General features: G+C 46.1%; 11 protein-coding genes. 4 read left to right on the plus strand and 7 right to left on the minus strand.

Annotated elements, in window-relative coordinates; genetic code table 11:
* Positions 1–43: 43 nt before the first annotated feature.
* Together ACFODW_RS11765 and ACFODW_RS11770 are read right to left on the minus strand one after the other, a co-directional pair.
* Complete coding sequence (locus ACFODW_RS11765) at positions 44–3,256, minus strand: SNF2 helicase associated domain-containing protein (protein WP_390306644.1); 3,213 nt, start codon at positions 3,254–3,256, stop codon at positions 44–46.
* A gap of 97 nt (positions 3,257–3,353) precedes the next feature.
* Positions 3,354–4,541 carry an MFS transporter gene (locus tag ACFODW_RS11770; RefSeq protein ID WP_390306647.1) on the minus strand — a complete coding sequence of 396 codons (1,188 nt, stop codon included), beginning with the start codon at positions 4,539–4,541 and terminating at the stop codon, positions 3,354–3,356.
* 232 nt (positions 4,542–4,773) lie between these two features.
* Between ACFODW_RS11770 and ACFODW_RS11775 the strand changes: the two genes are divergently transcribed.
* Entirely contained in the window at positions 4,774–5,148 is a 375-nt protein-coding gene (locus ACFODW_RS11775; RefSeq protein WP_390306650.1) for a PH domain-containing protein, read from the plus strand.
* Between the two features lie 222 nt (positions 5,149–5,370).
* On the opposite strand, the gene ACFODW_RS11780 is transcribed toward ACFODW_RS11775, so the two are convergent.
* Entirely contained in the window at positions 5,371–6,036 is a 666-nt protein-coding gene (locus tag ACFODW_RS11780) for a superoxide dismutase family protein (protein ID WP_390306653.1), read from the minus strand.
* A gap of 106 nt (positions 6,037–6,142) precedes the next feature.
* On the minus strand, positions 6,143–6,652 hold the full coding sequence (locus tag ACFODW_RS11785) for a DoxX family protein (RefSeq protein WP_390306655.1): 510 nt from the start codon (positions 6,650–6,652) through the stop codon (positions 6,143–6,145).
* Positions 6,653–7,026: 374 nt separating this feature from the next.
* On the opposite strand from ACFODW_RS11785, the gene ACFODW_RS11790 reads away from it, so the two are divergent.
* From ACFODW_RS11790 to ACFODW_RS11800, 3 genes are all read left to right on the plus strand, one after another.
* The gene (locus ACFODW_RS11790) at positions 7,027–7,428 is read left to right on the plus strand and encodes a GntR family transcriptional regulator (protein WP_390306657.1); all 402 of its coding nucleotides are present in this window, start codon (positions 7,027–7,029) and stop codon (positions 7,426–7,428) included.
* A 164-nt stretch (positions 7,429–7,592) separates the two neighbouring features.
* A complete protein-coding gene (locus tag ACFODW_RS11795) occupies positions 7,593–8,690 on the plus strand; it encodes an N-acetylmuramoyl-L-alanine amidase (protein WP_390306659.1) in 1,098 nt (365 codons plus the stop codon).
* A 381-nt stretch (positions 8,691–9,071) separates the two neighbouring features.
* Positions 9,072–10,337, plus strand: a complete 1,266-nt coding sequence (locus ACFODW_RS11800; RefSeq protein WP_390306661.1) for a hypothetical protein — start codon at positions 9,072–9,074, stop codon at positions 10,335–10,337.
* Positions 10,338–10,686: 349 nt separating this feature from the next.
* Here the strand turns inward: ACFODW_RS11800 and ACFODW_RS11805 are convergent, their stop codons facing one another.
* The 3 genes from ACFODW_RS11805 to ACFODW_RS11815 are packed head-to-tail and all read right to left on the minus strand — an operon-like array spanning position 10,687 to position 14,376.
* Positions 10,687–11,730, minus strand: a complete 1,044-nt coding sequence (locus ACFODW_RS11805) for a ribonucleotide-diphosphate reductase subunit beta (RefSeq protein ID WP_390306663.1) — start codon at positions 11,728–11,730, stop codon at positions 10,687–10,689.
* Positions 11,675–12,145: a flavodoxin gene (locus ACFODW_RS11810; protein ID WP_390306666.1), complete on the minus strand. Its 471-nt coding sequence runs from the start codon at positions 12,143–12,145 to the stop codon at positions 11,675–11,677. Before ACFODW_RS11810 ends, ACFODW_RS11805 begins: the two co-directional genes overlap by 56 nt.
* Positions 12,142–14,376 (minus strand): ribonucleoside-diphosphate reductase subunit alpha, encoded by a 2,235-nt coding sequence (locus tag ACFODW_RS11815; RefSeq protein WP_390306668.1) that lies wholly within the window; start codon positions 14,374–14,376, stop codon positions 12,142–12,144. The genes ACFODW_RS11810 and ACFODW_RS11815 overlap by 4 nt, the downstream gene beginning before the upstream one ends.
* Between the last annotated feature and the right edge of the window lie 52 nt (positions 14,377–14,428).

The raw sequence follows: 14,428 nt of genomic DNA on the forward strand, positions 1-14,428 counted from the left end.
TTTGCAGGTAAAAAACAAAAGAAGACACCTGTACGGCGCCTTCTTAGATGCTGAGCAGCTCTCTGACATCTTCTTCACTCAGGCTGGAGAGCATTGTTTCTCCCGGCTGTATCACCTGATCAATCAGTTCGCGTTTCCGCTGCTGCAATTCATATATTTTTTCTTCAATCGTCCCCTCCGTGACCATGCGAATCACTTGAACGACATTCTTCTGTCCGAATCGATGTGCCCTTCCAGTCGCCTGGTCCTCTACTGCAGGGTTCCACCATAGGTCAAAGAGGATGACTGTATCGGCGCCGGTCAAGTTCAGACCGGTGCCGCCGGCTTTCAAGGAGATGAGGAATACTTCATTCTCCCCACCATTAAACCGTTCGCTCATTTCCATTCTTTCTTTAGAAGAGGTTCCCCCATGGAGGTAGAAATAGCCGATCCCTTCCTCCTCCAGTTTATGCCGGATAATGTCATGCATACTGGTGAACTGGGAAAAAATCAGCATCCGCTTGCCATTCCCTACAGCATTTCGCACAGTATCCATCAACTGGTCCAGCTTGCCGGACTTCCCTTCATAATTTTCCAGGAACAAGGAAGGGTGGCAACATATCTGTCGCAGCCTGGTAAGACCAGCCAATATCTTCATCCGGTTCTGCTGGAAGCCGTTATCCTTCATAGACTGGGCGGCCTCCTGCTGCAAACGTCGGTGATAGCCTATATAGAGATCCTTCTGCTCCTTTGTCAGCTCTGAGACGCTGACAGACTCAATTTTTTCCGGCAGCTCCTTCAGTACATCTTCCTTCAGACGCCGGAGAATGAACGGTCTGGTCATCACGGATATCTTCTCATTCGACAATTGTTTAAATTCCCGCTGGCTCGGCATCAGGCCGGGAAGGACTACCTGGAAAATGGCCCATAGCTCATCAATTGAATTTTCAATCGGTGTCCCGCTAAGGGCAAATTTCCTTGCTGCCTTGATCTCCCGGATAGCCTTCGATGTTTTAGTGGCATAGTTCTTAATAAATTGTGCTTCATCCAATATTAAATTGCGAAAAGGAATCTCCCTATACCACTCGATATCCTGCCTTAAAGTAGCATAGGAAGTGATCCACACATCTTTTTTCGGCCCCTCCGAGATATATTTTCTGCGTTCAGAAGGGGTGCCCGTCAATACAGCCACCTGCATATCCGGGACAAATTTATCAAACTCATTCTTCCAGTTATACACCACAGAGGAGGGTGCTACAATCAGATGCGGCCTGTCGCTTGGATCGGAAGCGATATAGGTTATGGATTGAAGGGTTTTCCCGAGTCCCATATCATCTGCCAGAATACCGCCGAGATGATATTCAGCAAGTGACTTGAACCACTGATATCCTGTCTGCTGATAGCTCCTGAGGCTTGCCTGGATATTTTCAGGGAGCGGGTATTCCTGTTCCTCCGGGTTCCGAAGCTGGTGCAGCAACTTCCGGAATGCCGGACCATAATCTTTCTTTGTCCCGATCAGCTCATCTACCTGGGCGCCCCGGTAGACGGGCATCTGTACATTCCCCTCGTGTACATCGTCCTTATCCAGGTTCATTTCATCAAAGAACTGCTTCATCGCAGTGAATTCTTCCCCTTCCAAGGAAAGCAGCGCCCCATTTCCAAGCCGGTAATACCGTTTTTTCTCAATCATCGCCTCAATGATCTTATCGACTTCCGAATCATCTACTCCGTCGATTTCAAAACCGATATCCAGTAAATTAGTAGCAGACTCCAGCTGGACACTTGTACTTGGAACAGGATCATTCTCCACCATCATATTCCGGATTTCAGAAGTCAGATAAAGCTCCACATACTCATCCAATAATGGCATCACATGATAAAGAAAGTCGTACATTTCTTCCTCGTCCAAGTCTATATATAATTCCTTTCCATTGTAATGGAAGTTGGCATGTTCAATGAGCCGCATGATCTGCTGTTCCTTCTCTACCTCACGAATGATGATTTGATCATTGGTTTCCCGACCGTTGAAAGGATCAATCACTTGGCTGCCATAGTGGTACTCCAAGCTGCCAGTAATCGACTCGCCCTTTACCTCAAGGTAGAGCTTGGCACGGAGCGGCACCTGAATAATCTCTTTGGCCACCTCGTCTTCGATTTCTACTTCCCCCAATTTTTTCAAGGATGGCAACACTTCGGAAAGGAAGGTGTCTGCCTTGGATGGCGAAATCGGAAATTGCAGATTCTGCATGCCAAATTGACTGACCTGTTCCAGAATCGGAATCTGTTCTTTCTTCGGAAAATAGAAAGTACCTTGATAAAACAATAGTTCATACGGTGGAAAATAGGTGATCTCTTCGGTCTCCGCCATCTTAAGCAGCAGGTCCTTCCGTTCGTTCCTTGTGACAGCGAACTGAAACGGCAGCTCTTCCTCCTCTATGGACGGACGATGGTAGGTCTTTCCCGGCGTTTCCACTGTCAAATCTCGTTCAGTAAGCTTTTTCAGCAATTCCTTGGCTGCAAGCGGCGGAAGAATGATGGACCTCTTCTCTTTATTTCCTTCATGATTGTAAAAAGTGAAATTCTGAAACACCTGCTCATTCTTCTTGATGGAATGAAGAAGTTCAAATATTTCCAAATCCGCCTGCAGAAAGTAATGCTTTTCCGGACTATAGGTAAATGTTTTGGTAAAGTAGTGTTCCTCATGTCCGAGAACAGCCTCCAGGAATTCATAGGAATCCTTGACGACGAATGCCCGTTTCACACCGGCCTTCATCTCGATGAGCAGGCTGCGGTCATAGGACCATCTGCATATATATTCCACCCGCATCGGAGTTTTTCTCGGCAGGATGTCATCTGCCGTTCCCGCGTGGTCTATCGAGGCGACCGCCTGGATGAAACGGTCTGCTTGATAATAATTATAGCTCTCGGTGATCGGAGTGTTCCTCGGCCTGCTCCCGTCTTTTTCCGCCTCTTTGTGGACAACACTGATTAAGACTGCGGCGACATGCTTGCAGGACCCGAATGTATCGAACGCCGGACAATCACAGTAGGTATCAATCGAACCTTGGTCATACTCCTGCATATTTATTTCGACGAAGTAGTCCTCCGTCCCTTGAACAGTAGCCGTCCACACCTTAAAATTAACGTCATACAATAGATCGCTGACCCTATTCTGTTTTACATACTCTAATCCCCGTCGGTAGATGACGGATGGAAATAGCTTTTGGACATTGATTTCACTAATGCTTTTCAAAATACCTATACCTGCCTTCTCCATTCATTACCTCTATTGTAAACGAGAAATGCACGTTTTTAAACTATTAGTGGCGATATTTCACCGCCTGTACCTTCCCCTTTTAGGAAAGGCATCTTTCCTATAGATTGGAATTCTTCCTTGCGCGGACATAAAGATATCCATAAATGAACAAGGAAGCGAGCACAGATAATGCGGAAACGATATAGATGGACCCATACCCATAGATATATGCCAACTGCCCAAAGGCAATGGCCCCAATCCCTATTCCCAAATCAAAAAACGAGAAAAAGGTGGCATTGGCCATTCCTTTTCTATTATCGGCCGCCTTATCCACTGCCCATGCCTGCAGTGCGGGCTGTATACTGCCGAATCCCAACCCGTACAAAGCGGCAGCAGCCAGCAATACCAGCGTACTTGGCAGCCACGCCAGCAAAAGCATGGCTGCAAATACCATCAAAGTGCCAGGGGGAAACACATATAGATGCCCCTTTTTATCATAGATTTTCCCCGCAAACGTACGCGAAATCATCAAAAAGATGGCATAGACAAGGAAATACAGTTCAATGCCGGCAACACCCTGCTCGATCGCATGAAGCGGAAGAAAAGTGGCAATCCCGCCAAAGGTAGCTGTAATAAAGAAAAGCAGGATGGACGGCTCCAAGGCCGTCTTCTCAAAAATATCAAACCGAACCGTTGTCGTTTTTTCTGTGACCTCCACCTTTTTATAGCGGATACGGGAAGCTAATAATAAGGCGATCAGTCCAAATGCCGCACAAAGCAAAAAGAGGCTGCTGAATGATATGACCCCGACAAGCGCCAGACCAAGGGAAGGGCCGATTGCCAGCGCAATATTACCCGACAGGCCAAAATACCCCATTCCTTCTCCCCGCCGCTTTGGTGGAATCAAATCCGTTGCTACCGTACCTCCTGCTGTGGTGGAAAATCCCCAGCCGGCCCCTTGGATCACACGAATAATGAATAATAACAAGATACTGCCGATGAAACCGTAGGAACCGACAGATAACACAAAGACGGACAGGCCGGTCATCAAGACGAATCCACGTCCCTTGGATTCCAATGCATGCCCAGCGTAAGGTCTCAGGAGCAATGCGGAAAAGGTGAAGACACCGACAATCATGCCCACCAGCTGATCATTCCCACCCAGCTCTTTTACAAATAAGGGAATGGTAGGCAATGTCATCTGGAAACCTAAAAACACAAAAAAGTTGGCCAAACATATCAGTACAAAATCACGCGTCCAAATCCTACCTGTTTTACTTTCTACTTTACTGCTTGCAGCATCCATCAATAACTCCCTCTCTTCGATACTCGAAATATATTATACCTCACCAATAGATTGATTGAAACAAACTGATAGCCATTACCGTTATTCAGCCCGAAAGAAAGGGGGCTTATGACTTATAAAATGGATAAAATGCTTACCAATGACGAAGGGAAAACCGTCCGGAACTCCGCTATGACTGGAAAGCACCACTTCCTGTCGCTTATAATGTAGGAAAGGATGAAGGAGGGTATGTATGAGTATTTTTGATAGTATGATGGGGCACGCATCCGAAATGGACGTGAATAAGGCAGAAAAGGATCTCACGGATCTATTGACAAGCGGGGAACGTGTAGAACATGCCTATAAGCTTGTCCGCGATTTGATGATTTTCACCAACAAACGCCTAATTTTGATTGATAAACAGGGGATGACAGGGAAAAAAGCGGAATATCATTCCATCCCCTATAAACATATCAATCACTTTTCCGTAGAAACAGCCGGCACCTTCGATTTGGACGCGGAATTAAAAATTTGGGTATCTGGAAGCTCGGCGCCAATCGAAAAAACCTTCAATAAACAGTTGAACATCTACCACGTCCAAAGCGTGCTTGCTGAATATGTTTGCTGATCACCGAATAGTCAGCTGCACACAAACCACCTGCCGTTAACATGTCAATCGGCGAACTGGCGACTCAAAAGGTTGGGACAAAACTAAACCGTTTTGCTCAAAAGGTGAACAATAAACGGTATTACAGTTTTGTCCCAGCTTTTTTAGCTTTTCCGCTCCTATATTCGAGGCTCCTCACGCTGGTGGGGAAGTTAGACAAGCTAACTTCCCCACTTATAGGAGTTATTCAATGACACCACACGCAATACGTTCACCTGCATCACCTGACGGCTGAGATTGATAGTCGTCTGCTTCTGAATGGATGACCAACGCTGTTCCTTCGTCCGTATACAGGGTATTCTCCCCATCCTTTTGTAAAGTCACCATGTCCGCTGTCACTTCCGTATTTACTGTTCCATCTTCAGCGACCTCTATATTCTTCAAGTCTCCGGCATGCGGTCCTTCAGGGTCGTCAAAGCCATGGTTGGCATCGGTAGGGTTATAGTGGCCGCCTGCCGATTCAAAGTCAGGCCCTTCACAAGCGCCAGTTTCATGGATATGGAAGCCATGGGTACCTGCTGGGAGATCCGTTCCTTCTAATTGGATGGTTACTTCTTCATTGCTTTCTTCCAATGTTGCCGTAGCGACTATGTTTCCATCAGGATCCTCAAGCGATACAAGGGCCTGCTGTTCTGACTGGCCGGAATCTTGGGCAGCATTATTTTCTTCTGACCCTTCCAGATCCTCATTGCCTTCCTGTTGCTGGATACTTCCCTCATTTTCCTCATTCAACTTTTCTTGTCCTTCTTGTCCTTCTTGCCCTTCTTGTTCTTCTTGCCCACCGTTTCCACAAGCACTTAGAATAACAGTAAGTAACAAGGCCGTGATAAGCAGGAACCAACGTTTCACTACTTCCATCTCCTTCCATAAACAAGTTATCAATATACTTCACGGATAGCAGTATTTTTAAACATAGAAAAAGCCAGCCCGCTCCCGGACCAGCCTTTGATCTTCCTTATGCAACTGCTACCTTCTTTTCTTTATTCTTCATAATTGGTGTATGGTTTTTCAAGAAAGGTACGACCCATCTGTCCAGCCCAAATCGTCCGGCATTATATCCTGCTATGATCAAGAATACGGTAATCAATACCATTTGGGCATTGGTGCTGACAGTGCCACTGAATAGGAAAGCGAAGTTCATCGTAATACCCATTAATGCTGCAAAGTTGGTAAAGATCCCCAAGATAAGTGCAATACCTACCAACAGTTCGCCCCACATCACCATAAAGCTGAATATTTCTGCGTTTGGAAGGGCTACTGTTTCCAAGAATGCAGCCCACCAGCCTTGTACTGTCGGATGTTCTCCGCCCGCCTGGGCGATCGCTCCCTGAATGAATCCTCCTGCATTAAATTCGCCGCTAGTTATTTTCCCGTACCCTCCTGTTATCCATTGATAGCCGATATAGATCCTTAAAAAGGTTAAAATACCTGCCATTGCCTTGTTGTTTCGAATGAATTCCATCATTGCTGTCATCTCCCTATCTTATAATTTAATTGATTGATTAATTAAATTGTTCAACGTTTCACAATATATTGTAAAGGTACCTCCTTGGTACATGTATAGAATACCACGATTTGTCCTGCTGTATATTAGTTTGTTCACTATTTCCTCATCTAGGGCCCGTTACCCATTAGATTTTCTGGTTGAGCTTTTCTAAACGAAAGAAGTGCCTATCACTAAACTTAGGGTAAAGTTGCAATATATTATTGCTGTAATTTTCAGACTGTTATATACTGTGTATAAACATATACACAGTATAACAGATGAACATATACTTTGTTCTCGCTAGACTCCGACAACATCCTATTTAAACTTTTGCTATATCCTAATAGGGAGGAATGAAGATGATCATCCCGCCGATCCAGCTGTCCCGTGAATCCCGTGAACCTATTTATCATCAGATAGAAAAGCAGCTACAAGCTTTGATTGCCGGTGGGCAGCTTCCCCCAGGAACGCCGCTGCCCTCTATCCGCATGTTGTCCAAGGATATGGAAGTCAGCATGATTACTGCCCGCCGTGCCTATCAGAACCTAGAACATAAAGGATTTGTACGGACCATCCAGGGAAAGGGGACATTCACAGCCCATCTAGATTCCACCCTGAAACAGCAGCTCAAAATCTCAACGGTATATCAAGCCCTCGAACAAGCAGTCGCCACTGCCATCTCCTACGATTACACCATTGAACAAATAGAAGAAATAATGCGTGAGATATTGCGCGCACAGAAAAACAGCATATGACATATAGGACCCAATTCTCATGTAATTCGAAGGAGATTCTGCATAAGCTGCTGGGTCGGTCGTTCGATATTTTCCATGTTTTTCCCTTATTTCTTGTGGCCTGGCAGCGAACATATTAATATATATCTATCAGCTACAAGTATAGGCACTAAAAGGAGGATTTGATGTACTGGAGAAAATACTGGATGTTCGGGGCAGGTTTACTGTTATTATTTATTTTATTCTCCCCGGCAGAGAGCAGTGCAAACAGCAAAGAAACATACGAAGTAGGCAATCAGGTACTAAACGTAAGAGAAGCCCCATCAAGGAATGCAAACATCATCGGAACCTTGAGCGGCAGTGATACCATAACTGTTTTTCAGGAGAAACACGGATGGGTCCAAACATATTATGGCGGAAAAGAGGCCTGGGTAGCCAAGCACTACCTGATCCCTTTGACTCACTCGTCACAAAAGAGCCAATCTACCAGGCAGTCCTATAATGAATCGGCTACTATACAGGCAAATGGGGTCCGAATCCGTACAGGCCCCGGAACGGACTATCGGGTTATTGATATTGCTGCTGCAGGCGATACATTTCAAATTTCCGGGACAGACGGCGAGTGGCATAAGATAGTACTTGGAAATGGATCTGCCGGCTGGGTCGCCTCCTGGCTGACTGATTTTCCGGCAGGTGGAGCAAACAGTCAAGCAGTCCCTTCCCCTGCATCGGCTCAGACCTCTAATGGGTCTCTATCCGGATTGAAGATTGTCGTAGATCCCGGGCACGGTGGAAAGGATGTGGGTGCTATTGGCTTAAATGGCGTCCATGAAAAAGATTTGATCACGTCTACTGCCGAATATGTAGCCGAGGAACTCCGCAGATCCGGAGCAGATGTAACCTTGACCAGAAACGGTGATTATTTTGTATCGTTAGGCAGGCGGAGTAGCATCAGCAATACTCAAGCGGCAGATGCCTTCATCAGTCTGCATTACAATTCTTTTCCAATACTGGCCGCGAACGGAATCCGTACCTACTATAACAGCAATGGGCAAACTCTTGCTCAGCAGCTTCAAGGATCCCTTGCTTCTAATCTACCGTTAGATAACGGGGGAACCCATTATGGAGACTACCGGGTTCTGCGTAATACTGCTGCACCTGCAGTCCTTTTGGAACTTGGCTTCATCTCCAACCCAAATGATTTGCAGGAAGTTCAAACACCTTACTACCAGTCGAATGCGGCTCAGGCCATTACCAATGGACTGAAACAGTATTTCAACTAAATTCTAAACTGGAGCAGATTTTGGTAGTGGAAGATGGGTACCTCTGAATGGGTTGCTCATCATCTTAGAAATTTTGCTGCTTATACAGTAGTAACGAATGAATGGATGAAGAGAAAATCAATAAACAACATACAAATCAGGGATACTAACCGCATGCCGGTCAGTATCCCTTTTTAGCTGGATAGCCATGTAGGAAATAACAGGTAAGAACAGCTTTCTCACTTGGCAGTCTTTTATTTTTCGGGATGATGAGTCATGTTATACTGAAAAAAATGCTGGCATGCTACTTAGCAATAACTGCATGTGGCTGTTCCTGTACAAGTGGAAGAACGCTTGAAATGCTGCTTCATTGTTCAATGAACAAAAAATGGAGGTTATAAGATGAATGAACACCTGCAAAAATTGACGGACCGAATTGCCGATCAATTCGGGCTCCAGCAATACCATTTGAAGAACCATTCCATTTTTCGACAATCGAATGTGTTCAACGAAACCATCTATATATTAAATATGGAATGGTTCCCCAATAATTCTCCACACAGCGAGGATGGCTTCAATCCGCCTGGCACAGCTGTTATTGATGCAGATATCCACAGTGGCCGTATCAGACGGATCATTTTCTCAGAAGATACAACCTATGCAGAAAGTGGATTTTTCCCTGATCCACAGAAGGAAACGGCCATCGAATGGATGGAGGAGATGACCGGCCTGGAGTTTGGACGGCAATTCCGCCTTGTGGATGAAGGTGAGGATAACTTGCTTTTCCAAGCAGCTGTGGACAATGTCCCTGTTTATCCGTCCGGCACGATTGAAATCCAGTTTAATGCTCAAGGCGAGCTCACACTCTTTTCCATAGACGGCACTTTCCCACAGGAGGACCAGATCCGTTGGGAGCCCTTCAACCTGACACTTGAGAAAACAGAACCTGTTTCCAGGCAGCAAATAAAACTGCTGGAAATTCCTGTTGAAGCAGAAAAAAGATGGCTGCCTGTCTACGGCCCGACAACCGCCTTCTTGACCAATGATGGAAAACGCAGCTTCTCGTTCGAAGAAGTGGAAAAACGTGTTTCTTTCGTGGAGAAAGATGAGCTTTTAATGTGGAAAGAACCTGCAGACGACATATTCGCTGAAGAGGAAGTGGACTTCTCCTTGGAAGTCAACGAAGAACAAGCACTCGCCCGCAAACCGGACCCGGATGCCCACCCACTGACAGAAGGGGAGCAAGATAAAGCAGTCCAAGAGGCTGTCCGTTTCCTTCAACGCGTATTTCCTGATGACAGTGGAAATTGGAGACTTACCAGTATCTACAGGCAGAATGGCTATGTATTTGTCGAGCTGCAGCCATCTAAGCCAAGCAACAGGGTAGTTGAGCGGAAAATTAGGCTTGTTCTGGATAAAGAGGACCTCCATGCTGTAAGCTATCTTGATAATCAGGTGATTGTGGATATCTTCAGCCAATTCGACCCGGCTGGCCCAGTGAAACTATCCACAGAAGAGGCATTCGAAACATTGAAGAACCATATCAAAGTTACTCCGGTGTATGTATATGATGCAGATCATTCCTCCTATATCCTATGCGGCAAAATCGACTCCGAGTATGGTGTGGATGCACAGACAGGTGAACTCGTTGCCTTGAATGAATTATAAAAAAGGTTGGGACAAAAGTGTTTTAACAAAAGAAATACGAACTGACTAGAAACTTAATAGTGGAGTTAGCCGCTACGGAAATATGCTCCGATTCCACGGGCGGCTGGTGAGCCACCTTGTGCTTTCGCACTGCGGTGTCTCGCCTAGGCCTTTCCTCCCGTAGGAGTCTGCGCATATTTCCTCCGCTAAATCCGTTCATTCGTCTTCCTTCATTAAACAGTTTAGTTATGTCCCAACCTCTAAATTAAATATTTTACCTACAGCTGTCCGGTCCGTATATTACCCCACAGCAGCTTGGCGCCTTTGTTGATGAGGAAGATGTTACATGGCTCTCAATCAACCTCTCCATCTACAGGTCATCAAATCCATTTAAATCACTTGTTTTCGTATATTGCCTGGATTTCTGCTCAAAGAAATCCGTTTTCGTATCATCAAAGTTATCCACATATGCGCGGATCCATTTCATGGGGTTATCCACATAATCTGGATAAATCTCACTCAACCCCATCATCCGCAGCATTTTATTCGCACGGTATTTAATATACCCTTTCATCTCCTCCAAATCGATTCCCTCTATTTCCTTCAATACGTAGGAGGACCATTCTATCTCCAAATCCACCGACAGGCGGAACTGCTCATATACCCATCCTGTCAGCTCTGTTGTATTGTACTCCGGCCGTTCTGCAAGAGCCGCACGGAACAGCTCCGATATGAACCGGCCATGCTCCAGCTCATCCCGGTTGATATAGCTGATCATCGTGGAAGTACCGACCATTTTATTGTTCCGTGCCAGGTTATAGAAAAAGGCGAATCCCGAATAGAAGAACATCCCTTCCAATAAGGAAGTATACACCAGCGTTTTCAAGATATTCTCCATGGTTGGCTCTTCGACAAATCGGTTGTACTGCTGAATCAGATGCTCGTTTCTCTTCAGCAGTACGGGATCCCTTCTGCCCAATTGGAAGGATTCGTTCTGTTCATCAAGCGACACTACCGAAGACAGCACATAGGAATAGCTCTCATTATGCACAGCCTCTTGTTGGGAGATGACTGCCATAATAGACTGTACAGCCGGATCTGTCGCGTACAAAGAAAGCAGAAGGGCTGTTCTTGTTTGGGGGCCATCCAATGTGGATAACAATCCAATGATCTTCAGGTAAGCATCCTGTTCTTCCTTTGTTAATGTGGGGAACTGCTTCACATCTGCGGACATATTAACCTCATCCGCCTGCCAGTAATTGCCCACAAGCCGCTTATATAGTTTATACCAGTGTGGATAAGCTATATCGTTCCAATTTAATATTCCGCTTGATTTTCCTCCAAATAGTGCCGTAGACTTATTTGGATGGCGGGGCTCCAGTGTTTTTGCTCTTTCCAGCAATGCTTCGGACATCATCCAGCACTCCTTCCGTCCATTCTATTATTTTCTTTTCCTGCCCCCCTCTGGGAGACTGTTCAATTTTCAGCCCAGGCCACTTGCTCTTATAAAATGTACACAACTTATCCACAGATCGGCAGAATAATTCATCTCCCCCAAATTGAGTATCACCTGAGCCGAAGATGGCCATATGATTCGGCTTGTATCCAATTTCCAAGACAAAATCCTTCACTTCATCCGGCGTACTTCCCCTGTCCCAAGTAAAGGTTCCAACAAAAATCACCTCATAGTTACGCGGATCAATCGGTGGGTCAATTCCAATTCGGTGCATTTCCGCCTCGATGGATGCTTGTCTACAATTTTCGGCAATCATTTCCGCTATTTCCTCGGTGTTTCCACTGTAGGAAAGATAGGCAACCAGCACCTTCAACTCTCACACCACTCACATTCCTCTACATCATTCGAAGTGGAGCGGACATAATAGGTCGTTTTCAAGCCTTCTTTCCATGCCTGAAGGTGAAGGTCCAGCAGCACGGAAGCCCGAATCGTATTCGGTACATAGAAGTTGAATGAAATAGCCTGGTCAACATGCCTCTGCCTTGCCGCATTCTGTCTCACCGACCAGCGTTGATCGACTATATACGCGGAGCGGCGATAGATATCATATGTGCGGTGATCCAGTTCCGGGGCAGTTACCGGGACCTTGAAATCCTTCTTTTCCTCGTGATAGAACGGCTTGAATACCGGATCGATGCTTGCAGTAGAACCGGCTATCATAGATGTCGATGAATTCGGTGCGACTGCCATCAGGTAACTATTCCGTATGCCGTTTTCCTGAACCAGCTGCCGCAATTCCTCCCAGTCATCACCCGTATAATCCCGCTCGCGGAAATACTCGCCTGTTTCCCACTTGCTGCCGGAGAAGGCTGGGTAGCTCCCTTTTTCTCTGCTTAATTCCTGGCTCTGTCTGATGGCTGTATAGGCAATCCGCTCATACAGTTCATCGGCATAACGGACAGCTTCTTCGGATTCCCATTCAATATTCAGCTTAGCCAGAAGATGATGCCACCCGAAAGTCCCCAATCCTACCGCACGGTACTTCCTATTGGTACGCTCTGCCTGAGGCAGGGGCAGTGTATTGATATCTATTACATTATCAAGCATGCGTACCTGGATGCGGATCAGCCTCTCCAGCACTTTGTCCGGCACCGCTCTGCCAAGGTTGATCGAGCTCAAATTGCAGACCACATAATCCCCCGGCTTATATTTCTTCATGAGGCTTCCTTCCTCTTCCAGCCACTCTTCGACAAATTCTGTCGGAGACTGGTTCTGTGTGATTTCCGTACAGAGATTGGAACAGTAGATCATCCCTTCATGTGGGTTGCTGTTCTTTCTGTTCACTTCGTCCCGATAAAACATGAACGGAGTGCCTGATTCCAACTGTGACTTCATCATTCTTTTCATGATATCGATGGCAGGAACCTTCCTTTTCGACAGCTCCTTCGATTCCACACATTCCCTGTATTTTTTCCTCCATTCGCCATCCCCACGAGTCCCATCATAAAAATCTTCAAGAGAATAGCCCATGACACGGCGTACCTCATGCGGGTCGAATAAATACCAATCACCCCGCTCTTCCACCTGCTCCATAAACAAGTCTGGAAGGCATACACCAGTGAAAATATCATGGGCTCTCATCCGGTCGTCCCCATTGTTCAGCTTCAGATCTAGGAAGGATTCAATATCCTTATGCCATACATCCAAGTAAATGGCGATGGCGCCCTTTCTTGTCCCCAGCTGATCCACACTCACTGCTGTATTATTCAGCTGTTTAATCCATGGAACGACACCGCTCGACATCCCTTTGAATCCTTTGATGGAGCTTCCGCGGCTCCGGATTTTCCCCATATAAACTCCAATGCCGCCGCCATTTTTAGAGAGCTTCGCAATATCGGTATTGCTGTCGTAAATCGCCTGGAGGCTATCATCCACTGTATCTATGAAACAACTGGAAAGCTGCCCATGTGTTTTGCCTGCATTATTCAATGTAGGAGTAGCCACTGTCATGTATAGATTGCTCAAGGCCCAATAAGCTTCTTTTACAAGCTCCAATCGCTGCCCGGGCACTTCCTGGTGCATCAGATGCATCGCGATGACCATCCAGCGTTCTTGTGGAAGTTCATACACATTCTTCTCATGATCCGTGGCCAAATAGCGGGTCGCCAGCGTATAGAGGCCAAGGTAGTGGAAAAGCAGATCATTTTCCGGGTCTATAATCTTTTCAAGTTCTTCAATCTCTTCCCTGCTGTATGTCTCAAGGAGATGCGGCGAATAGATGCCCTTTTTTGTCAAGGTATCCAGCAACTGATAAAAACCGCCATATTTCAGGGAAGGTTCAAATCCCCTGTTCTTTCCCGCTTCCCTATACAAATTATCCAAATAGAGCCTGGATGCCAGGAAGGTCCAATCCGGGTTCGCCTCGTCTATGTTTTCCAATGCCTGCTTTATTAGAATTTCTGAAGTTTTACTTGCTGTATCCCCTGGGTTGACTGATTGTTTGGCTTTCTCCATATACCTTTCCGTATCGATAGATAGGCCAGCTGCCGCTTGATTGATTCGCTCGATCAACTCTTCCTGGATGACCGCTTTCTCTGTAATCATGTATATCCTCCTCTGATAGACTTGTTACTGCAGGAGACCGCCCCCAGGGTCC

The organism is Virgibacillus sediminis, from assembly GCF_042643265.1.
Taxonomy (GTDB): Bacteria; Bacillota; Bacilli; order Bacillales; family Amphibacillaceae; genus Virgibacillus_O; species Virgibacillus_O sediminis.

Bases quoted from the DNA above. Each gene is read 5' to 3' on its own strand.
- ACFODW_RS11765 (WP_390306644.1), bottom strand. From the start codon at position 3,256: ATGGAGAAGGCAGGTATAGGTATTTTGAAAAGCATTAGTGAAATCAAT.
- ACFODW_RS11790 (WP_390306657.1), top strand. From the start codon at position 7,027: ATGAAGATGATCATCCCGCCGATCCAGCTGTCCCGTGAATCCCGTGAA.
- ACFODW_RS11800 (WP_390306661.1), top strand. From the start codon at position 9,072: ATGAATGAACACCTGCAAAAATTGACGGACCGAATTGCCGATCAATTC.
- ACFODW_RS11805 (WP_390306663.1), bottom strand. From the start codon at position 11,730: ATGTCCGAAGCATTGCTGGAAAGAGCAAAAACACTGGAGCCCCGCCAT.
- ACFODW_RS11795 (WP_390306659.1), top strand. From the start codon at position 7,593: ATGTACTGGAGAAAATACTGGATGTTCGGGGCAGGTTTACTGTTATTA.
- ACFODW_RS11775 (WP_390306650.1), top strand. From the start codon at position 4,774: ATGAGTATTTTTGATAGTATGATGGGGCACGCATCCGAAATGGACGTG.
- ACFODW_RS11770 (WP_390306647.1), bottom strand. From the start codon at position 4,541: ATGGATGCTGCAAGCAGTAAAGTAGAAAGTAAAACAGGTAGGATTTGG.
- ACFODW_RS11815 (WP_390306668.1), bottom strand. From the start codon at position 14,376: ATGATTACAGAGAAAGCGGTCATCCAGGAAGAGTTGATCGAGCGAATC.
- ACFODW_RS11785 (WP_390306655.1), bottom strand. From the start codon at position 6,652: ATGATGGAATTCATTCGAAACAACAAGGCAATGGCAGGTATTTTAACC.